This window comes from Bacillus sp. EA-CB0995, from assembly GCF_055814245.1.
Window position 1 is genome coordinate 841,707 of the sequence record NZ_CP169269.1, and the last position, 23,088, is coordinate 864,794.

The 23,088-nt window shown below is 35.0% G+C and carries 24 protein-coding genes and 3 pseudogenes; 22 read left to right on the forward strand and 5 right to left on the reverse strand.

Annotated features, from left to right (window positions below; all coding sequences use genetic code 11):
* Positions 1–8 precede the first annotated feature (8 nt).
* The 11 genes from ACEWFJ_RS04475 (at position 9) to mnmH (ending at position 7,638) form a co-directional block, all read left to right on the forward strand.
* Positions 9–800, forward strand: a complete 792-nt coding sequence (locus ACEWFJ_RS04475) for a hypothetical protein (RefSeq protein WP_473690644.1) — start codon at positions 9–11, stop codon at positions 798–800.
* Between the two features lie 109 nt (positions 801–909).
* Positions 910–1,371 (forward strand): GyrI-like domain-containing protein, encoded by a 462-nt coding sequence (locus ACEWFJ_RS04480; protein ID WP_473690646.1) that lies wholly within the window; start codon positions 910–912, stop codon positions 1,369–1,371.
* Positions 1,368–1,814, forward strand: coding sequence for a DUF5085 family protein (locus ACEWFJ_RS04485; RefSeq protein ID WP_473690648.1), 447 nt, complete (start codon positions 1,368–1,370; stop codon positions 1,812–1,814). Before ACEWFJ_RS04480 ends, ACEWFJ_RS04485 begins: the two co-directional genes overlap by 4 nt.
* A 283-nt stretch (positions 1,815–2,097) precedes the next feature.
* Positions 2,098–2,343 (forward strand): hypothetical protein, encoded by a 246-nt coding sequence (locus ACEWFJ_RS04490; RefSeq protein ID WP_473690650.1) that lies wholly within the window; start codon positions 2,098–2,100, stop codon positions 2,341–2,343.
* Positions 2,344–2,769: 426 nt separating this feature from the next.
* Positions 2,770–3,021, forward strand: a complete 252-nt coding sequence (locus tag ACEWFJ_RS04495; RefSeq protein ID WP_473690652.1) for a hypothetical protein — start codon at positions 2,770–2,772, stop codon at positions 3,019–3,021.
* A 98-nt stretch (positions 3,022–3,119) separates the two neighbouring features.
* Positions 3,120–3,401, forward strand: coding sequence for a hypothetical protein (locus tag ACEWFJ_RS04500; protein WP_473690654.1), 282 nt, complete (start codon positions 3,120–3,122; stop codon positions 3,399–3,401).
* A 1-nt stretch (position 3,402) separates the two neighbouring features.
* The gene (locus tag ACEWFJ_RS04505) at positions 3,403–3,642 is read left to right on the forward strand and encodes a hypothetical protein (RefSeq protein WP_473690656.1); all 240 of its coding nucleotides are present in this window, start codon (positions 3,403–3,405) and stop codon (positions 3,640–3,642) included.
* A 506-nt stretch (positions 3,643–4,148) separates the two neighbouring features.
* Complete coding sequence (locus ACEWFJ_RS04510) at positions 4,149–4,421, forward strand: hypothetical protein (RefSeq protein ID WP_473690658.1); 273 nt, start codon at positions 4,149–4,151, stop codon at positions 4,419–4,421.
* A 239-nt stretch (positions 4,422–4,660) separates the two neighbouring features.
* Complete coding sequence (locus tag ACEWFJ_RS04515; protein ID WP_473690660.1) at positions 4,661–5,101, forward strand: hypothetical protein; 441 nt, start codon at positions 4,661–4,663, stop codon at positions 5,099–5,101.
* A 417-nt stretch (positions 5,102–5,518) separates the two neighbouring features.
* Positions 5,519–6,568: a selenide, water dikinase SelD gene (gene selD / locus ACEWFJ_RS04520; protein WP_473690663.1), complete on the forward strand. Its 1,050-nt coding sequence runs from the start codon at positions 5,519–5,521 to the stop codon at positions 6,566–6,568.
* A 32-nt stretch (positions 6,569–6,600) separates the two neighbouring features.
* Positions 6,601–7,638, forward strand: coding sequence for a tRNA 2-selenouridine(34) synthase MnmH (mnmH, locus tag ACEWFJ_RS04525; protein WP_473690665.1), 1,038 nt, complete (start codon positions 6,601–6,603; stop codon positions 7,636–7,638).
* Positions 7,639–7,808: 170 nt separating this feature from the next.
* Here the strand turns inward: mnmH and ACEWFJ_RS04530 are convergent, their stop codons facing one another.
* Positions 7,809–8,306 (reverse strand): CcdC protein domain-containing protein, encoded by a 498-nt coding sequence (locus tag ACEWFJ_RS04530; protein ID WP_473690667.1) that lies wholly within the window; start codon positions 8,304–8,306, stop codon positions 7,809–7,811.
* A gap of 179 nt (positions 8,307–8,485) precedes the next feature.
* Here ACEWFJ_RS04530 and ACEWFJ_RS04535 point away from each other — a divergent pair, with 179 nt between their 5' ends.
* The 7 genes from ACEWFJ_RS04535 (at position 8,486) to ACEWFJ_RS04565 (ending at position 14,298) form a co-directional block, all read left to right on the forward strand.
* Positions 8,486–8,974: a GyrI-like domain-containing protein gene (locus ACEWFJ_RS04535; protein ID WP_473690669.1), complete on the forward strand. Its 489-nt coding sequence runs from the start codon at positions 8,486–8,488 to the stop codon at positions 8,972–8,974.
* A gap of 614 nt (positions 8,975–9,588) precedes the next feature.
* Complete coding sequence (locus tag ACEWFJ_RS04540) at positions 9,589–11,034, forward strand: o-succinylbenzoate--CoA ligase (RefSeq protein WP_473690671.1); 1,446 nt, start codon at positions 9,589–9,591, stop codon at positions 11,032–11,034.
* Entirely contained in the window at positions 11,035–12,141 is a 1,107-nt protein-coding gene (gene menC, locus ACEWFJ_RS04545) for an o-succinylbenzoate synthase (protein ID WP_473690673.1), read from the forward strand.
* A gap of 4 nt (positions 12,142–12,145) precedes the next feature.
* The gene (locus ACEWFJ_RS04550; protein WP_473690675.1) at positions 12,146–12,448 is read left to right on the forward strand and encodes a nucleotidyltransferase family protein; all 303 of its coding nucleotides are present in this window, start codon (positions 12,146–12,148) and stop codon (positions 12,446–12,448) included.
* 261 nt (positions 12,449–12,709) lie between these two features.
* The gene (locus ACEWFJ_RS04555; protein WP_473690677.1) at positions 12,710–12,913 is read left to right on the forward strand and encodes a hypothetical protein; all 204 of its coding nucleotides are present in this window, start codon (positions 12,710–12,712) and stop codon (positions 12,911–12,913) included.
* A 592-nt stretch (positions 12,914–13,505) separates the two neighbouring features.
* The gene (locus ACEWFJ_RS04560) at positions 13,506–13,784 is read left to right on the forward strand and encodes a DUF1003 domain-containing protein (RefSeq protein ID WP_473692347.1); all 279 of its coding nucleotides are present in this window, start codon (positions 13,506–13,508) and stop codon (positions 13,782–13,784) included.
* Between the two features lie 322 nt (positions 13,785–14,106).
* The gene (locus ACEWFJ_RS04565; RefSeq protein ID WP_473690679.1) at positions 14,107–14,298 is read left to right on the forward strand and encodes a YjcZ family sporulation protein; all 192 of its coding nucleotides are present in this window, start codon (positions 14,107–14,109) and stop codon (positions 14,296–14,298) included.
* A 52-nt stretch (positions 14,299–14,350) separates the two neighbouring features.
* On the opposite strand, the pseudogene ACEWFJ_RS04570 reads toward ACEWFJ_RS04565, so the two are convergent.
* The 4 genes and pseudogenes from ACEWFJ_RS04570 to ACEWFJ_RS04585 all read right to left on the reverse strand — a co-directional run bounded on the left by ACEWFJ_RS04570 (position 14,351) and on the right by ACEWFJ_RS04585 (position 18,875).
* Positions 14,351–16,332: pseudogene (locus tag ACEWFJ_RS04570) on the reverse strand (FtsX-like permease family protein).
* Positions 16,329–17,081, reverse strand: coding sequence for an ABC transporter ATP-binding protein (locus tag ACEWFJ_RS04575; protein ID WP_473690681.1), 753 nt, complete (start codon positions 17,079–17,081; stop codon positions 16,329–16,331). Before ACEWFJ_RS04575 ends, ACEWFJ_RS04570 begins: the two are co-directional and overlap by 4 nt.
* 85 nt (positions 17,082–17,166) lie before the next feature.
* Positions 17,167–18,176, reverse strand: a pseudogene (locus tag ACEWFJ_RS04580) (sensor histidine kinase).
* A 3-nt stretch (positions 18,177–18,179) separates the two neighbouring features.
* Positions 18,180–18,875 (reverse strand): response regulator transcription factor, encoded by a 696-nt coding sequence (locus ACEWFJ_RS04585; RefSeq protein WP_473690683.1) that lies wholly within the window; start codon positions 18,873–18,875, stop codon positions 18,180–18,182.
* A gap of 177 nt (positions 18,876–19,052) precedes the next feature.
* Here ACEWFJ_RS04585 and ACEWFJ_RS04590 point away from each other — a divergent pair, with 177 nt between their 5' ends.
* The 4 genes and pseudogenes from ACEWFJ_RS04590 to ACEWFJ_RS04605 all read left to right on the forward strand — a co-directional run bounded on the left by ACEWFJ_RS04590 (position 19,053) and on the right by ACEWFJ_RS04605 (position 23,045).
* Positions 19,053–19,325, forward strand: coding sequence for an autorepressor SdpR family transcription factor (locus ACEWFJ_RS04590; protein ID WP_154710781.1), 273 nt, complete (start codon positions 19,053–19,055; stop codon positions 19,323–19,325).
* Positions 19,322–19,960, forward strand: coding sequence for an SdpI family protein (locus ACEWFJ_RS04595; RefSeq protein WP_473690685.1), 639 nt, complete (start codon positions 19,322–19,324; stop codon positions 19,958–19,960). Before ACEWFJ_RS04590 ends, ACEWFJ_RS04595 begins: the two co-directional genes overlap by 4 nt.
* 388 nt (positions 19,961–20,348) lie before the next feature.
* The gene (locus tag ACEWFJ_RS04600; protein ID WP_473690687.1) at positions 20,349–21,119 is read left to right on the forward strand and encodes an ABC transporter ATP-binding protein; all 771 of its coding nucleotides are present in this window, start codon (positions 20,349–20,351) and stop codon (positions 21,117–21,119) included.
* Positions 21,106–23,045, forward strand: a pseudogene (locus ACEWFJ_RS04605) (ABC transporter permease). The gene ACEWFJ_RS04600 and the pseudogene ACEWFJ_RS04605 overlap by 14 nt, the downstream one beginning before the upstream one ends.
* Positions 23,046–23,088: the final 43 nt, after the last annotated feature.

Below are 23,088 nucleotides of genomic sequence, written 5' to 3' on the forward strand. Positions count from 1 at the left end.
AATAGATAATGTGGAATATAAAAGAGGCAGATTTAGATAAATTTAGAATAACATGTAGAAATCGTTTAAGTCCTGAAGGTGCTATGGGTTTTTTTCTTGGAAGTATAATTTTTGTTTCCTTAGCAATGTTTTTTATTTTTTTAGCATTAATTAAAACAGGTTGGGATTACTATCCGACTCTCTTTGACAAAATAATTGTTAGTGTTGAATTAGTGTTATATGGCTTGCAAGTAATTTTTTTAATTCTATATTCATTTCCAAAAGCTCGTTTTAAATTTCAAAAGTTACAAACGCTTGTCATATTATTATATGCATTTCAATTAGGTACGATATTATTCACAGCGTTAGTTCTTCCTGGAATGTCTGATTATTCAATTGATCGAATTACGTTAATATATGTAGGTTTATTATTTTTAGGAGCGGTGATTGTTCATATTGTGACAACGATTGATACGTTTAAACAAGCAAGTGAAGGTGCGTTTAGTATGAATGAAAGATCCACTTCCTTTTTTAGTAAAACAAAAGGAACTATGATGAAGGGTGCTGCAATATACGCATTAATTCTTCTTATTTTGATTTATTTTCACAATGATTATGCGTTTGATACTTTAGCTATGTACGTGGTAGGAACTGTTTTAATGTATGCCGTGGCCATCGGTGCAGCGGAATTTCAGCTATTAGCGTATTGCAGATTTAAATTCCCATCATTCAATATAACATGGGAAGAACATCAAAGAGAAATTCAAAGATACCGAAAGAAAAATAAGAAAAATAAATCGAATAAATCAAAAAGTAGATAATAAAGCTTGGCCTGAATACAGACTATTAACTTGTAAGCACTAGACTAAAAGATTTGATTGTTTTCCATCTTTCGATATGTAAGAGATCATTTTAAAAGGAGTAGTTTTTATGAAAGTTCAATATAAAGCATTATCACTTTTAAATTTAATTAGTATTACTCAAATTGTGAAAAAAGAAGATTGGTTATTACCTGCTATCGCGCTGAGAAATCAAGTTGTTCATAATGGAATATATGCGGTAGGGCCTGTTCTTTTTAAATATACACCACTTGAAAATGAACCAGAATACGGTGAATATACATACTGTGTTCCAGTAAATGAACGTGTTAAATTGGGGGAAGATTCTGCATATGAATACAGTGATGCTCTAATTATTGAAGGTGCATTAAGTATTCGGTTTACGGACGAAGATGGTGATATTGAGGATGCCTATAATTTAATACACGAGTTTGCAGAGCAGCATCATATTAAATTAGATAACAGTTTTTACCACGTATGTTTAGATGTATACGGTGATACATGGCTAGATATTTATGCTCCTATTATAGAAGTAGGTGAAACGGTAAAATGATAATTGAAGGACAAAGCATTGCATATGCAAATGTTGTTTCAAGAGAATACTTTTTTCATTACACAGATATGGAAGAAGCAATTGAGGATTTTATGTCGGAAATTACAAAAGCGAATTTAACGATAAAAGGTCCAATGTTTTATGCTTTGAAAAATATACCAACAGATGAAAATATGTATATTGAATTATTTATGCCAGTGCATGAAGATAAAATTCCAGCTTCAGAAACAATTAAGTTTAGAAGCTATTACTATATTGATAATATGCTCATGAAACGCTATACGGGAGATTATGAAAAATTAACAGAGTATGCGTATGCTGAAATGCTCCAGTATATGGAGGATAATAATCTGAATTTAGCTTCACCAATTTATCATGTGTTTAGTGGTGATGAGTCTTTACAATATGTTGAAGTGAAAATTGCGGTATATAGTGAAGAATAATATACGAGGCTTATGATTTATAAAATACGGAAACATAATGAAGTATCTTAAAAGAGATGGTTTGGAATAGTATAAGGATATATGGTATGAATAAAACCTTCTCTTTTCGTTAGAATGAGAAGGTTTTTCGTTCTTAATCTATATGTAACTGACTTATCATTTCGACATACGATTTTTCGGTTGAATCAGTTATATATAGCTTATTTCAATTACTTGATACAATCTTGAAGATAGAATTAAAAATTATTCATAAGTTAATCTGTACAGAGAGGAAGGTGTTACTTTGAATAAAGAGCCAAAAACTTTAAAAACAGAAAAAGGCTTTTTTGAAAGTACAATAGTACCTATCTATAAAGCGTTAGAATTTATAATGAAATATATAATCATTCTAATAATAATAATGTCGATCTTAGTAATAGTTGCTTCTATTTTCTTTAAAATATATGAGGGTATAGGAGCTGGTGTATTCCTTTTAATCTCGTCAGTATTAGCATATTTGGTATTTTTTAAGAAAAGTAAACAGGACTAAATTAATATTGAATATGAAAATTGAAAGATTAACCGAGTATATGTATGCTGAGATGATGTATTATATAGAAAATATCATAGAATAATTCAGTACAAAACTAGGTCAATCGAGTAAGTAGCATTATTATATAAATGAAAAAGCTAATGCAAGAAACAGGCATTAGCTTTTTTCTATATGAGGGAACAGGAAAAAATGCGTAAGCTTATATGGCCTATTCTCTACCAATAGAAGGTGAATCTTTAGCAGGCAGTGTTGGCGGTATAGAACTCTCAACTACAAAAGTGATAAAAATAGCTGAAATAAAGAAAACTCGATACATCTGAACGAAATCTTAAAAACATCAGACGTCGTAGAAATTACCAATTTCAATAGAGTATTACAAGAATTTGGATTTATAAAAGAAATCAAATAAGTAGGGGGTTTGAAATGAACATTAGTGAGTTAAAAGCTAGATTGAATGAATTAGGAATAGAAGAACATGACTACAATTTAGGTAACAAACCTATTCGTGAATTGGAATTAGGGATATTAAAGGAAGAAAAAGTATGGAAAGTATATCAATCATTAGAGAGAGGTGGAATGAATATTATAGACACCTTTGAAAATGAAAATGATGCTTGTGAATTGATATTAAAATATTTAATAATACGAAAAAATCGAAGAGAGCGAAGAAAATAATGTTTTTCTCCTAAGAGGTACTCAGTATACCATAATGTGATAACATCAATTTATGGTATACTGAGTACTTTTTGTTTTTAAATAGCAAAAATGTATATATGGGTTTAAAGAATGAAGAAATAATTTCTGAGTGGAAAATAGAAGCAGAAGATGTTTTGTTTTGGAATAAAGACTATAACGCTTTTCAAATTGAACCTAAGTTAGTCGAATTATGTAAAGAAAAAGGTATTAATTCTACTTATGATGTTATGGGAAAAGCTGAACAATGGATGGTAAATGGAGAGTTAATTACTAGCGGTGGTGCAGGACAAATCAATACGCCGATTAATGTGAAGGCATTAGAAGATATAGGAATAATAAAAAATATAGGAGGTTGGTAATATGAAAAAGAATGAATATGAGAATGAAATAAAAACATTAGGCATAGATTTGGCAGAACTGAATATTGTTATTGGAAGAAAAACCAATATACCATTTTCAACAGGTTGTTACCTTGAAGATGGAAGTTGGGTTTTATACGATGTGGATGAAAGACAAAGTTTTTCTATTATTGAAAAGGGTAATGAAGAAAGAATTTTTAAATTTTTGTATATGATAACTATGGGTAAAATAGGTAAATAATATTATTAGATACGACGCTATTAATAAAACTTTCTCTTTTCGTTAGAATGAGAAGGTTTTTCGTTTTTAATCTAAATGATTTAAGAAAATCTAGTTAAACATGTAGAAAATGAAATGGAAGTATGTAGTGTAGTTAAATAATCGGGCTATTTTATACAAATTATCTACAAAATTATATAGAAGGTGGAGTAGACCAAGGGCTATTTCAAAAGAATGATAAACTGAAACAAAGTTGGAGTAAGTTAGTAAACATAGAAAACTCTAAAGAGAATAAAATGGCCTTTTCCTAAGCATATGAGGAGGCGTGACAAGAGACAAATAATATGTTAGGCCTTCTAAATATTTTTATTGTCTAAAAATGATAAGGAACGCTGTCGCAGTTTCCTAGTAAATAGGAGTATAAGACATCCAAATAAGGCAAGTAAAATATCTGAACAACATGATGAAACAGGATCATCGATTCATTAAGAGGGAAGGTTCCAAGTAAATTGGAGAGTAAAAACATAATGGATAAAAGAAAACAGTTAATTGAACAAATAAAAATTGTAATAACTAGCCTTGAAGAAAAGTATCTTAAGGAAATACAGAGAGGAGGAGTTCTACAACTTATATACATAAGATATAAAAATGCATTAGAGATACTTGAGAATGATAAAGATATCGCTAGAATTACTATTATTGGTGGTATAAGAGTATATTTAGATAGTTATAGTGATTATGAAAATCCTATATTAGGAGAGTTATATAAAGCTGAAAAATTGAATGAAGAATTATTATAAAAATAGTTGTTGCAAAATTTAATTAGAGTAAGCTTCATGCCTTAATCTAGCTCTTGATTGGTTATAGTGACTTTGCAAGAGTTGCAACCACACTTACTACTCGATTTATACTTTACACACGAGAATGACAAAGCTCGTGGTACAAAAGTTAAATACGCACAAGCACATATGGGTGAATGAAAAATAAAGTATACATTAGTGTTAGCTGCTGCAGAATTATATATAGAAAATATAAAACAATGAATAACTTAAAACAAGGCATTTTAGAGATTAATAAAGTTTTAATAACCCCTAATTGTAGATCAAACGAAGTTATTCTGGAATTTAATAAAGATGATATCAAGATAATAAAAATAGATGATGAAACGACGGTGGTAAGACCTTTAGCACCTGTAAAAATAGGTACAAAAAGTTTCGGGATAGGTATTTTCTTTAAAAATGGAGTGATTCGGTCTATTGATCTTAGAATAGATGATCCAGAGATAGATGAACCAATTATGGATGAGCATGATTTTTGGCGATATGTAGCTGAACAAAGAGAATGGCTTATTGAGGAACTAGGAAAAAGTGATGGGATACGTGATGATATTACGTTTGAGTGGGGAAAAATAGGTCCTTGGTTTGATCCGAGATCATTTGGAGCAGGTATAAGTATAATATATTTTCAAAAAACAGTATGATGATTGAATAGAGATGACCTCGGTATAAATCCGAGGTCAATTTTTTTATCATTCATCGATAATTGTAATAATTTAAAGATTGCAAAAGAGTCTATGCTACACTTGTTTTTGATTTTGGAGGAGATTATACAGAAATAGGTGGATGTATAGCAAAATTAGAGGATGTATATCATTTGCAAACTTCTCTAGATGTTTATCACTCTTTACGTCTCGACTACCATAAAACAAGATACACAATTAATGGAGAGTATACTGTAATCAGGTCTAAGAAAGTAATTTCTAGTAGGAGTGCAAGCGAATCGGCAGACCGCAGCATAAAGTGAATTTTTTATGCTTGTATATCAATAATTATGTATTTACAGCACCGTGTTCTATAATGAATATATATAAAACCTTAAGGAGAAGGGTTGGTATCTCATGACAAAATCTAATGTAGTTAAACTTACTTCACTATCATCTAAAGGAGGCTGTGGCTGTAAAATTGGTCCAGCAGATTTAGCGCAGGTGATTCGTACACTTCCTCCAGCAATGCCAAATCCTGACTTGCTTGTGGGGCTTGATACAAGTGACGATGCGGGGGTATACCGCCTTAATGATGATTTGGCGATTGTACAAACTGTTGATTTCTTTACGCCAATTGTGGATGATCCGTATTCGTTCGGACAGGTGGCGGCAGCTAATGCCATTAGTGATATATATGCGATGGGCGGGAAGCCGCTGACTGCGCTTAATATTGTTGCTTTTCCGATTACGACATTGGATAAGCAGATTTTGGCGGATATTTTACGCGGTGCTGGTGATAAGCTTAAAGAAGCGGGAGCGACGCTTGTCGGCGGTCATTCAATCGATGATAAGGAGCCGAAATTCGGGCTTGCTGTAACTGGAATCGTTCATCCGAATAAAGTACGGACGAATGCGGGGGCGAAGCACGGGGACAAACTGATTTTGACGAAACCAATTGGTGTCGGTATTTTGACGTCTTCTATTAAGCGTAATCTATTGAATGATGAAGAAATTGCCCGCGTCACGCAGGTAATGACAACGCTGAATAAAACGGCGGCGGAAACGATGGAGTCTTACAATGTACATGCTTGTACTGATGTTACTGGGTTCGGTTTGCTTGGACATGCATCGGAAATGGCTAAGGGTAGTGGTATGGGACTGCGCATTGTTAAAGATCAGGTACCTGTCTTGCCGCGAGTGAGAGAGCTTGCAGAAGCGGGCGTGATTCCTGGAGGAACGAAAAATAATTTTGTTCATTTGCAAGGAGCGGTGAGTTTTCCAGAGACGATGGATCAAATTGACCAATGGATTTTGTGTGATGCGGTTACATCTGGCGGACTTTTAATGTCTGTGACTGGGGAAGAGGCGGAATTGCTTCTGGCGGATCTGCGGAAGGCTGGCGTGGAAGCTTGCATAATCGGTGAAGTGACAGAAGATCATCCGGGTCAAATTGTTGTTATATAAGCAATCTATATTGTAGAAAGGCGGAAGGATCAGTGTTCCAAGATATCACTATTGATAAGTTATTAGCTTTGCATGATAAAAAGGAGCTTGTGCTGGTCGATGTTCGGTCACCTTCGGAATATAAGGATGCTACAATTCCTGGCAGCTTAAATATTCCGCTGTTTAATGATGAAGAAAGAGCTGAAATTGGAACGATTTACAAACAAGTTAGCTTTCAAGCAGCTAAAGAACGTGGTCTTGAAATTGTTTCAGCGAAGTTGCCGGCTTTCGTTAAGGAGTTTGGCCAAATTGATGCACAAAAGGCTGTATTTTGCTGGCGTGGGGGCATGCGCAGCGGGACGACAGCCACCGTTTTAGATTTAATGGGAATTCATGTTTATCGTCTACAGGGAGGCATTCGCGCTTATCGCAAGTGGGTTGTTGAAACTCTTGATCATCTAGAGCTCAAGCAGAAAACTTATGTTTTGAACGGTTATACAGGGTCAGGTAAGACTACTATTCTACGACGTCTGAAAAAGGAAGGATACCCTATTCTTGATTTGGAGGGGATGGCTAACCATAGAGGTTCCATCTTCGGGCAGATTGGACTTGAACCGTACAATCAGAAAACGTTCGAATCTCTTCTTGTTCAAGAGGTCCTTCATATACAGCAAGCTCCATATATGTTAGTTGAAGCGGAGAGCAAGCGAGTCGGGAAAGTAATGATCCCCGATTGTATTTTTGAGAGAAAAGAACAGGGAATACAATTATTTATTGATATGCCTGTAGAAGAACGAGTCCGACACATTTTGGAGGATTATTCTCCTTGGGAGCATCAAGAGGAATGCATTGAGGCTTTCCAAAAAATCAAAAGACGTATTCACACACCGGCCGCAACAAAGATTAACAATGATTTACAATCAGGTAATTTTGATTCAGCGGTGCAACTGTTGCTCGAACATTACTATGATCCTCTTTATGAACATACGGCGAAACACTATCCAGAGGAGCGTAGGCTCACTATAAAAGTGCAGAATGTGGATGAAGCGGTGGAGGCTATTCGGGATATTCTCTCGATTCCGTTCAAGTAAATGTAAAGTAGAGAAGATGGTTCTAGTATTCTGTTAAAAAATAGTTGTAGATTGAAAAGGTGTTTTCTATACATGAAAACACCTTTTGTTAACATAAAACCAATGGATCACAAAACCTTTAAAAGTCCCTTTAGAAGAACTGAAGGGACCTTCCATTCACATAATCAGTATTATCGGAAGTCAATGTTGTCGTTAGTTCGGATTCGACTTTTGTATAGTTGACGAAATTTGATGAAAGAAATAATCCTCCAAGGTAAGATATATCCCAGCGCTACAGTTATAAATAGTGCTGCTTCTGTCTCTGGACCTAGCCATTTTAAATAATCACGAAGTAAAAATCGAATAATAAATACGATGAGAAAGGTAATGGCAAAGCTCTTGTTTCTTACAGCATAAATATGCTGATCGGATCGGATTTCATAGTTAGTGGTCCAAATAAGTGGAATTGACAAAAGGAACCCAAAGATAGCTGCACAAATCCATTCCCAGGCAGCGGCATGTACATTTGGATTCAGGATTATGAAAACACTAGGTAATAGTAGAAATAATATGGGTAAGAGAAGACGGGCTCCGTTTCCTTTAATCGGACGACACATTGCCATAGTTCTACGCCATAAGACCAACGCAGCAACTATGATCACAATAGAGTAAAACGAAGAAGAATTCATAATCTCACCTCTATACATAGTGTATTTCAATTATTTATATGGGAAGTACAGGTGGTTGAGTACTGGTATTCGTTTTAATTGGAAAAATATAAAACTACTTTATGAATATCATATATAGAATTTCGAATTTAAACTGAAGTGATTCATGTTGAATATGAATTGGGGGAGGAAATAAAAGAATGGAACCTAAAATAGTAAGCATTCCAGCAAAAAAAATTGTTGGGATTAAGAGAGAAACAACTTTTGCCACAGATCCCGAAGTTACAAGAGAAATATGGAAAACATTTATGCCATTAAGAAATCGTATCACTCATAGAAGTAACTCTTGTTTTCTTTCTGTAAAGGTATTAAATACGCCTTTAAATATGAATGATATAAACTATGCTTATGAAAAGTGGGCTGCTGTTGAAGTTGAAGATTTTGAAACGGAGGCTTTTTCGGAATTGTCCACGCATACTTTAACAGGCGGCTTATATGCTGTTTTCATCCATCAAGGAACGGCATCTGATATGAGCACTTTCCAGTATATTTTTCAAGAATGGTTACCAAATTCCAATTATAGTTTAGACGTAAGGGAACATTTTGAAGTTATGGATGATCATTATCGTCCGGACGATGTAAACGCAAAAGAAGAGGTATGGATACCAATTATAAGTACCGCGAAATAGATTATTAAAATGAAAACATGTACGCAAATAGAACTGATAAAGAGATAGGTGGGGAGATGAAAAAACCTCGCTGGTGGTAGTTTTATTTCATGAATAGAAATCATTTTAAAATTTGCTTTTTTAATCTAATTACAAAAAGAACCTTAAAAAGGTTCTTTTTGTCGGGCATAAAATAAAAAGGGGAGGGAGCTTACAATCACACAATGCCGGTATTGGAGTCTGAAAATTCAGTTTATTAAAGGAGCAACATTCCCAACATCTATATGATTATTATTTATAATAACAGTAAAATTAAAAGATAACAACAAAAAAACTGAATTTTTTTCTTTTTTCGACAATTTTTTTACATGTATCCCACATTAACTGTCAGTAAGACTTCCAACTCAAGATTCAGATGGAAGTTTCTCTTTATGTACTGAGCAATCGTTTGCTATTCAAAAAAATAATGTAGAATAATTTGTTGCAGCATATGAAACAGACAAAGAGTTCCTATTTGATATAAAAGCAAGAGATAGATAAGATGGAAATAAGGCAACACTAGTTACAAGTAAAGAAATAGGTCAGAAGTAAAAGAAGTTATGTTAGTCTTCTATTCTGTGAAGGGAGAATATGATATGGAGAGAATGCCAAATTGGCTTATGCAAAGAGCTTTTTTAACACCGGAGCGTACCGCGATTGAAACGAAAGAAAGTACACATACGTTTTTGCAGCTTCATGAAGAAGTTCTTTCACTTTGTGAACATCTTGCTTATTTACAAGTGCAAAAAGGTACAAAAGTGGCTGTTCTGATGAAAAATAGTATGGAGATGGTAATAACGATTCATGCGCTTTCTTATATGGGTGCAGTAGCCGTCTTGCTGAATACACGTCTTTCAAGAGAAGAGCTACTTTGGCAAATGGAGGATGCAGAAGTTTCTTGTTTGCTTACGGATGAAGATTTCGAGGCAGAGCGAGTACCGGTATACTTATTTACAGAACTTACGGCATTGCCAAAACAAAAAGCAACTGTGCAGAATGAGTTTGTTTTAGAAGATACAATGACAATTATTTATACGTCAGGTACAACAGGAAAGCCAAAAGGCGTTATGCTTACGTACGGGAATCATTGGTGGAGTGCAGTTGGTTCTTCTTTGAATTTAGGACTTCGTGAGGATGATTGCTGGTTAGCGTGTTTGCCGTGTTTCCATGTGGGCGGGTTATCACTTTTAATGAAGAATATTATGTACGGTATGAGGGTGTTACTTGTTCCGAAGTATGATCCGGATTTTATTCATGAAGCGCTGCAAACGAGAGGCGTAACGATGATTTCAGTCGTATCTAAAATGCTGACGGATTTATTAGAAAGGTTGCAAGAAGATACTTATCCAATGTCTCTTCGCTGCGTATTACTTGGCGGAGGACCAGCTCCAAGGCCGTTGTTAGAAACGTGCGTTGCAAAAGGAATTCCAGTGTATCAGACGTACGGTATGACAGAAACATCTTCGCAAATTTGCACATTGGCTGCTGATTATATGCTAACGAAAGTTGGTTCGGCCGGAAAACCATTATTTCCGTGTCAGCTTCGCATTGAACAAGATGGAAGGGAAGCTGCGGTAGGAACTGCCGGGGAAATTGTTGTGAAGGGACCGAATGTAACGGGTGGTTATTTTAAGCGTGAAGAGGCGACGAGAGAGAGTATTCAAGACGGATGGCTGCATACTGGAGATATTGGCTATTTAGATGAAGGTGGCTTTCTTTATGTGTTAGATCGCCGCAGTGATTTAATTATTTCTGGCGGAGAGAACATATATCCGGCGCAAATTGAAGAAGTATTGCTTGCACATCCAGTTGTTTCGGAAGCGGGAGTAGTTGGAGCAAATGATGAAAGATGGGGACAAGTTCCTGTCGCATTCGTTGTGAAATCAGAAGAGGTACCAGCGGAAGAACTACTCGCTTTTTGTGAAGATAAACTAGCGCGGTATAAAGTGCCAAAAGCGATTTATTTTCTTTCTGAGTTGCCGCGCAATGCTTCAAAAAAATTATTGCGCCGTGAACTACGGCAGCTGGCGGAGGAAATGTAAATGCGTATTACAAAAGCAATACTTTACCTAACAGAAATGCCGCTCGTTATTCCATTTGCTGCAAGTTACGGGACGTATGAAAAGCGTGAAAGTATTGTAATTGAATTAATAGATGAAGAAGGACGAAGCGGATGGGGAGAAGTGGTTGCTTTTTCTGAGCCATGGTATACAGAAGAAACAGTTGTAACAGCATTTCATATGCTGCAAGACTTTTTGTTGCCAGTGTTATTTGAACAGAAGCTTTCGCACCCTGCTGATGTCGCATCTCTTTTTCAGCATATAAAACGTAATAATATGGCGAAGGCAGGAATAGAGGGTGCATTATGGGATTTATATGCAAAGCGTGAGAATCAATCACTTGCTGAGCTGCTTGGCGGTGTAAAACGAGAAATTGAAGTTGGTGTTGTCATTGGCCTTGATACAGTTCCCAACATGTTAAAACGTATTGAAACGTATGCAGAAGAAGGCTATAAACGTTTTAAAGTGAAAATCAAACCAGATAATGATTATGCGTTGCTTCATGAAATACGAAGAGCGTTTCCTACTATTCCATTAATGGTAGATGCGAATTCTGCGTATACGTTAGATGATATGAAGCAGCTCCAACGATTGGATGAGTTTGATTTAATGATGATCGAACAGCCGCTAGCAGATAACGATTTTCTTGATCATGCCCGTTTGCAAAAGCAAATGGAAACACCGATTTGTTTAGATGAAAGCATTCATTGCTTAGAAGATGCAAGGGTAGCGATTACACTTGGGAGCTGCCGTATTATTAACATAAAACCTGGACGAGTTGGCGGATTAACAGAGTCCATTCGTATTCATGATTATTGTCAGCAGCATGGTATTCCAGTTTGGTGCGGGGGCATGGTAGAAATGGGAATTTCACGTGCACAAAATATTGCGTTAGCATCTCTTCCAAACTTTACAATTCCAGGCGATATTTCAGCTTCGAACAGGCATTGGGAGCAAGATATTATTTCACCGGAAGTAACGCTGCAAAATGGAAAAATTGTTATTCCGCAGCAAGCAGGGTTTGGTTATGACATAAACCGGGCAAGACTAGAAGAGATAACGAAACAATGCATTGTATGTGAGAGGTGAACATATGCAAAAGCATGAAAAGGAGCTGCGTCATATACAAACGCGTTTATTAGACACACCATTTGTGAAAGTGGCGTACATCTTCGGATCTCATGCAAGAAAAGAAGCAACATCTTCTTCAGATTATGATATAGCAATTGAGACAACACATATTTCAGTAGGTGAGTTTCAGTGGCTTTGGTTTCAATTGATGGAAGAGCTGGACGGAGCAGGGAAAGTAGATGCAGTTCATTTGAATACATTGTCGAATAGCGAACTGAAGCGTCATATTTTACGAGAAGGCAGGTTGTTTGCGCAGCGGATATGAAGATTTTGAAAGAGAAAAAGGCTCTCCTTTGTACGTAAGGAATGAGCCTTTTCATTTACTTTCGATAACTATGTAAAACATACAGGCATATGATATACCAAAGGGATTTCACTTTTCAAATGAGAATATCTTAGTAAAAGAGAAAAATCATATAAGTACCCTATTAAAAACTATTATAAAAGGTGTGAACTGAACTGTTTTTGGATACAGTAACATTGGAATTTGTTCATTTAAATTTCATGATAAAGGAGAATTTTAATAATGAACAAAGATAATCTGCCGTTTAAAGAACTACAGCAAGCAGATTTTACGGAGGCCCCCCAATATAAAGAAAAAGTACCTTGGAAATTAGGTAGACATCTAAAAGATAAGCATATAGAGAAGTTAAGTACCTTAATAACAGATTATCATCAATATATGTTTCATTTATTCAATGATAAGGGTACTCATACAAAGCAAGATTGAAGTATATAAGCCACTTATGATTTGGGTTATGATAATGAAATGCTAGTCACATAAATTTTTTATATCAAAATGTAAGATAATAAAGTGTGTTTTCTCAACAATCGCATAGTCATAAGGAATACGATAGCATATAATGATAAAGGATTTTGAGAAAAAAGTGAGGTGGAACTGTTTTATGAGTAATCCGAGTATAGGAGAGTCGGACATAGCCCCGACGTCAGAGGAAGTCATACAACTGAATATCCGAAGCGGGTTACTGTGTAAAAATAGTTACCGCTTCATATAAACTTTGGAAAGATGACTTCCTCTATAAGAGAGGAGGTTTGTACAATGGTACAAAAAATCTGGAAGCAAATTAAAGGACAAAAAAGAAGCTGCACAAATCCAAGGTTTTGATATTGACTTAAACCAAGAAAGCTTAACACGTATTGACCGACTTGTAGATCGCTACGAGTCAGAAATACTTCACCAGCTTGATAGTGAATACACACAACGAACAAAGTGGGCAGACCGAATAGCTGATAAAATTGCACAGTTTGGAGGTAGCTGGCGATTCATCATCTGGTTTGCATGTTTTCTTGCTGGATGGATTATTTGGAATGGCCTGCCTTTTACAAAAGGAGCACACTTTGATGCCCCGCCGTTTATTTTATTGAACTTATGTTTATCTTTTATAGCGGCATTTCAAGCACCCGTTATTATGATGAGCCAAAACCGTCAAGCTGCACGTGACAAACATGAATCTGTTATTGACTTTGCGATCAATTATAAAGCAGAGCAAGAGATTGATAATATGCAAAGCCGCTTACACAATATAGAAAGCGAATTAGCGGAAATTAAAGAGCTGTTGAAACAATTAAAAAAAGAATAAATATATTGCCTTTTAAAAGAGTAAAAGCTAATCATTTACAGGATATAAGTAGATGATTAGCTTTTTTGCATTTTATCCCGCTATTCGCGGGCAGTAAGACCCTCGCCTTAAAAGTGGGTAAGATAGATAGGTGGGGGATGAAAAAAGCACTGATGGAAGTTTCACTTTATGCAGGATAGATTAGAAAATCAATCTCGTTTGGAAACAAGCCTGATTTTGAAAAGAACAAGCTCTTATTCCCGTTCAAAACATAGGATAAATGGAATCCAATTGAAAGGATCCCACAAATGAAAAGGACTTTTATTAAAGGAGGAAAAGAGCAATGAGTGAAAGTTGTGAATCTGGACATGGGCATGGGTTTCGTCATCATGGCAATGGCTTTGCGCTTGTAATCGTATTGTTTATTTTATTAATCATCATTGGTGCTGCCTGCTTCTGTGGCGGTGGCGGTGGCTACGGCGGTGGCTACGGCGGCGGCTTTGGCTATGGTGGTTATGGTGGTTTTGGCTGCTAATAAGTTAAAAACTATTGAAAATAGCCTTGTGCTCTGCACAAGGCTATTTTATTCACAGTTTAATATGCTGTGATAACTTTTGAATGTAAAATGAGCGAATTAGGAAAAAGGAAATGACTTCGACTATTCCAAAGAGGCTTAATACTAACATAGCTTCTTTTGTTAAAGAGAAAGAGAGTGTACTCTGTATAAATTTAATTGCAAATATTGTATGAATAGAAGCAATAATATAAGGAACGAAAAATAGTATGGCTAATTGAATTGTTGCCGAACATATCATTTCAGACTTTGTTAATCCAATTTTTGTAATCGTCTTATATTTTTCTGCTTCTCTCGTTAAATCAGTATACATACGGAAGTACAGAACGCTTCCTGCTCCGATAAAGAAAATAATTCCAAGAAATGTACCAGTGAAGAGGTAAGCAACATTCCATCGCTTTTCTGCATATAATTCATCGCTGGCAGTATAAATATGAAAGAAACTTTTCTGGTCATGCTTCGTTTGCTGATCTGGATTTGGAAGTAAACTATGTGCATCGGCATCGGTCATATGCAATATGCGCTTTGTAAGCGGAAGCGTATTTTCCCAATTATCCACTTGGAAATTATAAAGTGTAATTGGTTCGAGGTGTGGAATTTCGTTGTTTACAGCCTCATCCGACAGTACGATAAGATATACCCAAGCATGTTGCGGTATAATTGGCTTATTTGCTATTTCTTTTATACGAAATTGTTTTTTATTAGATTGTAACGTAATATTTTCTTGCTTAAGAAAAGGATTTGTTAACAATTCTAATGTTACAGGCGAATATTTTGGAATAACATATGTTTCGTTGTTAGCTAGTTGAATTTGAGAACGATTTAGAAATTTAGCAAGAATATTATAGTCGCTTTGTTTCATAATCCAAATATCTTCGTTAGCTGCCATATCTTTATATACAACTGATTTATGCTTTTGATATGTAAATTTGTCTGTCATTAATTCATTTTCTAGCGTTGTAATATGCTTCGTTTCAAATGGATTCCCTTCGTAAGATGCGTAAGTAAATGGAAAAGGAAATGATTCAATTATAGAAGCCTTTGTGTGTTTATTAAGAGCGTATAATGTTGTAATAGTGGTAAAAGCAACTGCAGATAACACTGTTACAATGAAAAGCATATTAATATTGACACGAACTCGTGATGCCAAATCGGATATCCAAAGCATATTTGTTTTTTTCATATAAAAGCGTCGTCGCTTTTTTAATATCCAAATGAAAAGGAAGCTAGCTTGTGAGAATAGAAAGTATGTTCCAACTATAACAAGAGGAATAATGGCTAAGATAATGAGTACACCAACTCCATTTGTTAAGCTTTCTTCTGTTATATAACTTTGTGGATAAGCCGCAAAAATATAACCTGAAAGTAAACACAGTAAACTAAAAATTGAAATGACAATGGAAGGCAGTTTTTCCTTCTTTGTACGAATTCCTCCTTTTAGAAGACGAGTTACTTTCCGTGTTCGAATTAAAGCAGGTGTAAAGACTGATACAATAATAAAAAGTATGAGAAATGTCGTTACAGTTGTCCAAATTGCTTCTGATGGCCAATATAAATAAAGGCCGTTAACACCTGAGATCTTTGAGGTGATTAATAAGAAAAAGTTAGAAAACACAAGGCCAACTTGAATGCCTACAAAAATAGAAAGCAATCCAATCAGCATATTTTCTAAAAAATAAGTCGTTTCAGTTGTTTGTTTGAAATACCTAAAATCGTTAAAACACCAAACTGCTTATTACGTACTTTTAAAAACGCTCCAATGGAGTACAACAAAAAGAAAAAAGAAAACAGTACAATTACAACTTGGGTAAAGCCAACTAAATTCATAAGAGGTCCGGTATCTTTGTAGTTTTGTATATTTTGCAGGCGTGGATGATATCGGTACACAGCAAATGAAAAGAAGACCGTAATGGAAAAAGAACTACTTAAAAAATAAGCAAAATAAGCTCTTGAATTACGGACTACATTTCTTAAAGCAAATTGCCAAAACTTCATCCACGTCTTCCTCCTAGCAATGCTAATACATCTAATATTTCTTGATAGAACTTTTCACGGTGGAGACCACGGTGCAGTTCATTGTAAAGTTCACCATCTTTAATAAAAATGACGCGACTGCAATAACTAGCTGCAAATGGGTCATGTGTCACCATTAAAATAGTAGCTTGTTCCTCTTTATTTAACTTCGTAAATAACTCCATTACATCGATAGCTGCTTTAGAATCTAAGTTTCCTGTTGGTTCATCAGCAAGCAATAAAGATGGCTGATGAATAACAGCACGGGCTACTGCCGTACGCTGTGCTTGTCCTCCTGAAATTTCAAAAATTCGTTTATTTAAAATGTGATTGATTCCGAGTTTGTTTGAAATTGTATCTAGCTTCTCATCCATTTCAGAAAGTGGAACATTATCTAACGTTAATGGCAGAATGATGTTTTCACCAATTGTTAACGTATCTAATAAATTAAAGCTTTGAAACACAAATCCTAACTCTTGCCGGCGAAACACAGCTAATTTTTCATTGCGAAACGTATGCGGCTGTTTTCCATTAATAAATACTTCTCCTGATGTAGGAGAAGCAATTGTCGAAATGACATTTAATAAAGTTGACTTGCCGCTCCCCGACGGGCCCATAATGGCAACAAATTCGCCTTTATCCACGTGTAAATTAATATTTTTTAAAGCGGTATGAGGGACTTTTCCCTCATATACTTTCGATACATTTTTAATATGTAGTACTTCGTCCATATGTAAATCACCTTTCTAACTATGCTTATCTTTCATTACAGTTTCATATGGCATATATAGTGAACGAATGAATGGAAAAAGAGAATTACCCTTCATACTCTTCTGTTTTGTTTATTACAGCGTTATGGAAAATAATTTTGATACTTGTACCTTTTCCAACTTCAGATTCTAATTTTATAGAATGACCTAAATAAGAACAAATTTTGCTAACAATATATAACCCCATACCAGTAGACTCTCCAAAAATTCGTCCATTTTTTCCAGTATAAAACGGTTCAAACACACGGCGAATATCTTCTTCAGGAATACCGACACCTTCATCCCGAACTTCAAAAACAATATCTTTTCCACTTTGAAAAGCAGATAAGAATACTTTTTTCCTCTTTCTCCTGAATAACGCACGGCATTTGTCATTAATTGATAAATAATGAATTTTAACCATTTCGCATCAGAAGTAACCATTAAATCAGAATGTACTTCTAGAACAGGAAAGACACCGCTTCTAATAAACAGTTCTTTTAAGTTATTTATATTTTTCGTTACCGCATCTTTTAATGAAATGGTTTCCACGTGGAAATCTTCATGGAAGTTCGTTAACCGTGCCATATATAATGCCATATCCAGTCCTTGATTTAATCTCTCTAGCTCTTTTTTAAACTTCGGAATGAGATGTTCGTCTTCCATTTCAAGCGCCATCAGCTGCATAACAGAAACAGGCGTTTTCATTTGATGAACCCATTGATTAATAAACATTTGATGTTCTTGCTGTTTGACTTCATATGTTTGCAATTCTTTCTGAAATAGACGATATTGTGTACGAACAAGTTCATTTACGCTATGCGGCATAGGGGCAGTTGCTCGTTCGATGAACGCATCTTCCATTTTTTCAGGTGGTTCACTTAGTCTTTTATACAACCTGCGATTCCGAACGTAGCGGTAAGCAAGAAAGCAGATGAATAGATACATACTTAACACAATAAAATAGAATTTATTGTTTTGAAATCCATCAACGGCATCATACAAAGCGAAGATGATGACAAAGTTTACAATATAAAGAAGTAAAAAACCAACATGATCACGTAAAAATAACTTCATGATTTATTCACTCCAAGTTGTGTTAAAGCGATAGCCTAAGCCGCGTACTGTTTCAATGGCATTTTCAATTCCAAGTTCAGTGAATTTTTTCCGAAGACGCGTAATATTTACGTTTAATGTATTTTCTTCGACAAAGCTTTCATCATCCCAAAGTGCAGATAATAAATCTTCTCGGTTTGCTGTACGAGGATATTTTGATAGGAGCATTTCTGCTAGAATTGCTTCTTTCTTTGTTAGTAATACTTGCTCATTTCTAAAATGAAGCTCTGGTCGTTCAGGATATAGTTTTAATCCTTCCACTTCAACGATACGTTCTGACATACTTGGTGCATAGTCACCGTAAATGCGGCGTAATTGTCCTTTAATTTTTGCCATTACTACATCATAGTGGAATGGCTTTGTAATATAATCATCCGCACCGCTTTCAATCGCCATAATTTGCTCCATTTCACCAGCGCGAGCTGAAATGAAAACAATTGGGCAAGTGGATTCATGGCGAATTTGACGACACCAGTAGAAGCCGTCGAATTTCGGTAAATTTACATCTAATAAAACAAGGTGTGGTTTTGCATTGTTAAATGAAATCATAATATCATCAAAGTTATCAGCAACAATTGCTTCGTAACCGTATTTTTGAATGTGGGATTGTAGTAAAGATGAAATATTAGGATCGTCTTCTACAATTAAAATTTTGTACATATGGAAACTCCTCCTCTAACTTTGTGTATGTATAGTGTAACATGTGTTTTCTCAGTTTTCATTATGTCAAAAATACCTATTATACTATACAGTGGGGATGAAATTGACAAATTAGAGAAGTGAATTTAATATTTAGATAAATATCTAAATGTCTAATTAACGAAAGGAAGAAGGACATTGAACCAAGCATTTAAAGCGTTGGCAGATCCGACAAGGCGCAAAATTTTAGACCTCTTAAAAGAAGGAGATTTAACTGCTGGAGAAATTGCAGAGCATTTTAATATGACAAAGCCGAGTATATCGCATCACCTAAGTGCGCTCAAAAACGCAGAGCTCATTCAAGATGAAAAAAGGGGACAGTTTGTGGTGTATTCATTAAACACGACTGTTTTTCAAGATTTACTAACTTGGGTATTTACGTTTACGGGTAGAGGGGGAGAAACGAAATGAAGAAACACATTTTTGCCATTATACTTATTAGCATAACAATATTAGCTTGGATTATTTCTTGGCCGCACCTTCCGAATACAATCGCTACGCATTGGAGTAGCAGCGGCACCGTAAATGGCTATTCTTCTAAACTAAATGGAATGTTGTTGATGGTTGGGGTTATGGTTGGAACTTATATATTACTCAATGTTGTTCCAAAGATTGATCCAAAGAAAGAGAATTATAAGAAATTCTCGAAAGGTTTTACAATGATCACGTATAGTGTCCTCGTTGTATTGTTTATTGCGAACATGGATATTATTGCGACTGGATTAGGCTATGATTTACGAATAAATCGTTTTGCAGAATTGATTGTTGGTATTTTATTTTTAGTGATTGGTAACTATTTACCTCAGTGTAAACCGAATTTCTTCGTTGGGATTCGTACTCCGTGGACATTAAGCAATGAAGAAGTATGGCGTAAAACCCATCGTTTTAGCGGAAAAGTATTTAGTGTTTTAGGCATTATCATGTGTTTAAGCATTTTTGCTCCTGTTACTTGGAAATCGTATATTGTACTGACTACTGTTTTAGCTGGAGTGGTAATTACAATGCTATATTCTTATTTTGCTTATAAGAAAGAGATGAAAATATAAAAAGAAGGTTCTTTTTCAAAGAAAAGATATTTATATTAATATATAGGTAAAATATTATTGTGTAATAATTCTTTTAGGATAGGCTTATAATACAGCCCTTATATCAGCAATCTATTTATTATATATTATGAAAATGGTCAAATAGAAAAAGCCACTCTTCCATTGAGAAGAGTGGCTTTTTTCTAATCTTACATAAATGTAATGTTTATGTAAGAGAAATAGATAGTGTGGCATTAGTGGCGGTGTTATAGTAACAAAATACTTAAGAAAATCATTTTAATATAATTTTTATAGAAGATATTGCGACTTATATAATAATCATGTTTGTGTAAGGGGTTCGATCGTGGCAACAGTAATGATGAGATAAGGTAAAGTGAGGGATATCGTAATGAAAACAGTGCTAGAAGCAAATAATATACAAAAAATATATGACACCGGTGGAAATAAATACGAAGCGTTAAAAGGAATTAACTTACAAGTGAAAGAAGGCGAGTTCGTTGGAATTATGGGGCCGTCTGGATCGGGTAAAACAACGTTATTAAATGTTCTTTCTACAATTGATAACGCAACAAGCGGTGAAATTTTAATTGATGGAAATGATATTGTGAAAATGAATGATGATAAATTAGCATTATTCCGTCGCGATAACTTAGGTTTCATTTTCCAAGATTATAATTTATTAGATACGTTAACAGTGAAAGAAAATATTGCGCTTCCACTTGCGTTATCAAAAGTAAAAGCAGGTGAAATTGATCGCCGTGTTCTTGAAATTGCGAAAAAATTTGGTATTGATCATATTTTAGATCAATATCCATACCAAGTATCTGGCGGACAGAAGCAGCGCTGCGCAGCCTCTCGCGCTATTGTTACAAATCCAAGTATGATCTTTGGAGATGAGCCAACAGGTGCGTTAGATTCTAAGTCTGCAACTGACTTATTAGAGAGCTTGAAAGCATTAAATGAATATAATCAATCGACAATTTTAATGGTCACGCATGATGCATTTGCCGCAAGTTATTGTCAGCGTGTTATTTTCATTAAAGATGGTGAGTTATATAAAGAACTGCACAAAGGAGAATTAACGCGGAAGCAATTTTTCCAAGAAGTACTAGACGTAATGTCTATTATCTCTGGAGGTATAGTAGATGACGTTATCTAGTATTGCCCTTCGCAATATAAAGCGAAACTTTAAAGATTATGCTTTATATTTTATGTCGATGATTTTTAGTATCGTCATTTACTTTACCTTTGCAGCACTTCAATATAATACACAAATGGAAAAAGCGGCAGAAGGATCAAAGAAAATTAGCGGGGCATTCCAAGTCTCTAGTGTAATGCTCATTATTTTCGTAGCGGTATTTATTATTTATTCCAATAGCTTCTTTACACGTAAACGAAAAAAGAAGTTGGGTTATATTCTTTATTAGGAATTCGGAAACGCCAAATTGGGAGAATGCTGTTTTATGAAAATATGTTAATGGGATTAATGTCCTTAGTAATTGGTATTCTGATTGGTAGTTTACTGTCTAAGCTATTTCTGGAATTACTAGTAAGCTTAATGGGACTCGATTTACATGTTCATTTTGAAGTGCCGTTAGCAGCAATTACGAATACGGCAGTTGTGTTTTTTGTTATTATTTTGTATACATCGCTGCAAGGGTATCGTTTAATTTATCGATTTAAACTTATTGAGCTATTCCGCGCTGAGCGTGAAGGAGAACAAATGCCAAAAGGGTCTATTATTATGGCATTTATCGCTATATTCTTAATTGGTTCTGGATATTTCTTATCACTTATGTTTACGAAAGCTATTAAATACGCAGACTTCATGATGATCGCATTTTATATTCTATTTGCAACCGTAATTGGTACGTATTTATTATTTAAGTTCTTTACAGTTGTCGTTTTAAAACGTGCAAGAAATAATAAACCATCCTTTTATAATGGAATGAATATGGTAACGACATCTCAGTTGTTATACCGCATTAAAGGAAATGCAAAATCGCTTGCAACCATTGCTATTTTAAGTGCAGTAACGTTAACAGCTGTTGGTACATCTGTCACGATGTATTACAACACATTCACACAAGCGAAAGATTATACACCGTATAGCTTCTCTTATGAGAAAAAGGATGAGGCTTTAGAACAGAAAGTGAATGCAATCTTTGAGGAAGAGAAGAAGCATAATCCAATTAAAGAGCAGTTCGAAATTGAAATGGTGCCGGTGAAAGGGAAATTTGAAGGTGAAAAAGCTGATATAAGTATGAATGCTCATTATATGATGACAGAGCAATATCAACTTGTGTCACAATCCGCCTTCAATACAATTGCGAACAAAATGGATACGGTAAGGTTAACCGCTGGAGAAGCGTTCGTATTGGATGGTACGTATATTGAAGGACATGAGTTTAGTACTGTATATACAGGAAATAAAGCGGTATTTCCTCTTGGAAATGAAACGAAGGCATTAACAATTAAAGGTGTTGAAGGTCGTAATGTTACGAACTTAGGAGAATTAGTTGTTGTTGTTCCAGATGACGTATACGAGCAAGCGAAAAAGGTAAATGGAACGAGAGTTGTTAAAAATATTAATGTGAAAAATGAGAAGAATAGTAAGGCATTAACGGAAAAATTAACAAAGAGTATGCCGAGAGAGCCTGAACCTGCACCGTCATTTAGAGATTTCTATACAGGATTTAAAGGCGGAATGGAAGCAACTGGTCTGATGATGTTCATCAGTACTTTCCTAGGACTGGTATTCTTACTTGCAACAGGTTCTATCATTTACTTTAAACAATTAACAGAAGCAAATGCAGACCGTGATCGCTATGTTGTTCTTCGGAAAATTGGGGTAACGAAGCAAGAGATGAAGAAGGCAATCGCAAAACAAATTCGTTTTATTTTTGCGATTCCATTAGTCATTGGAATTTTGCATAGCTTATTTGCGCTAAAAGGGTTGGCTAACTTATTGCCATTTGAAATTTTAATTCCACTATTAATGAACATTGGAGTATATAGTGTGATTTATATTGGATATTACTTCTTAACGGTTCGTTCTTATTTTAATATTGTAAGTGAGGAGTAGTAGAAAAGTAGCTATTGGTATGAGCCATAGCTACTTTTTATTG

What these genes read in the sequence shown, in the direction of transcription:
- ACEWFJ_RS04475 (WP_473690644.1), top strand. Translation starts at nt 9, where the DNA reads ATGTGGAATATAAAAGAGGCAGATTTAGATAAATTTAGAATAACATGT.
- ACEWFJ_RS04480 (WP_473690646.1), top strand. Translation starts at nt 910, where the DNA reads ATGAAAGTTCAATATAAAGCATTATCACTTTTAAATTTAATTAGTATT.
- ACEWFJ_RS04485 (WP_473690648.1), top strand. Translation starts at nt 1,368, where the DNA reads ATGATAATTGAAGGACAAAGCATTGCATATGCAAATGTTGTTTCAAGA.
- ACEWFJ_RS04495 (WP_473690652.1), top strand. Translation starts at nt 2,770, where the DNA reads ATGAACATTAGTGAGTTAAAAGCTAGATTGAATGAATTAGGAATAGAA.
- ACEWFJ_RS04500 (WP_473690654.1), top strand. Translation starts at nt 3,120, where the DNA reads ATGGGTTTAAAGAATGAAGAAATAATTTCTGAGTGGAAAATAGAAGCA.
- ACEWFJ_RS04505 (WP_473690656.1), top strand. Translation starts at nt 3,403, where the DNA reads ATGAAAAAGAATGAATATGAGAATGAAATAAAAACATTAGGCATAGAT.
- ACEWFJ_RS04510 (WP_473690658.1), top strand. Translation starts at nt 4,149, where the DNA reads ATGGATAAAAGAAAACAGTTAATTGAACAAATAAAAATTGTAATAACT.
- ACEWFJ_RS04515 (WP_473690660.1), top strand. Translation starts at nt 4,661, where the DNA reads ATGAATAACTTAAAACAAGGCATTTTAGAGATTAATAAAGTTTTAATA.
- selD (WP_473690663.1), top strand. Translation starts at nt 5,519, where the DNA reads ATGACAAAATCTAATGTAGTTAAACTTACTTCACTATCATCTAAAGGA.
- ACEWFJ_RS04530 (WP_473690667.1), bottom strand. Translation starts at nt 8,306, where the DNA reads ATGAATTCTTCTTCGTTTTACTCTATTGTGATCATAGTTGCTGCGTTG.
- ACEWFJ_RS04535 (WP_473690669.1), top strand. Translation starts at nt 8,486, where the DNA reads ATGGAACCTAAAATAGTAAGCATTCCAGCAAAAAAAATTGTTGGGATT.
- ACEWFJ_RS04540 (WP_473690671.1), top strand. Translation starts at nt 9,589, where the DNA reads ATGGAGAGAATGCCAAATTGGCTTATGCAAAGAGCTTTTTTAACACCG.
- menC (WP_473690673.1), top strand. Translation starts at nt 11,035, where the DNA reads ATGCGTATTACAAAAGCAATACTTTACCTAACAGAAATGCCGCTCGTT.
- ACEWFJ_RS04550 (WP_473690675.1), top strand. Translation starts at nt 12,146, where the DNA reads ATGCAAAAGCATGAAAAGGAGCTGCGTCATATACAAACGCGTTTATTA.
- ACEWFJ_RS04555 (WP_473690677.1), top strand. Translation starts at nt 12,710, where the DNA reads ATGAACAAAGATAATCTGCCGTTTAAAGAACTACAGCAAGCAGATTTT.
- ACEWFJ_RS04565 (WP_473690679.1), top strand. Translation starts at nt 14,107, where the DNA reads ATGAGTGAAAGTTGTGAATCTGGACATGGGCATGGGTTTCGTCATCAT.
- ACEWFJ_RS04575 (WP_473690681.1), bottom strand. Translation starts at nt 17,081, where the DNA reads ATGGACGAAGTACTACATATTAAAAATGTATCGAAAGTATATGAGGGA.
- ACEWFJ_RS04585 (WP_473690683.1), bottom strand. Translation starts at nt 18,875, where the DNA reads ATGTACAAAATTTTAATTGTAGAAGACGATCCTAATATTTCATCTTTA.
- ACEWFJ_RS04595 (WP_473690685.1), top strand. Translation starts at nt 19,322, where the DNA reads ATGAAGAAACACATTTTTGCCATTATACTTATTAGCATAACAATATTA.
- ACEWFJ_RS04600 (WP_473690687.1), top strand. Translation starts at nt 20,349, where the DNA reads ATGAAAACAGTGCTAGAAGCAAATAATATACAAAAAATATATGACACC.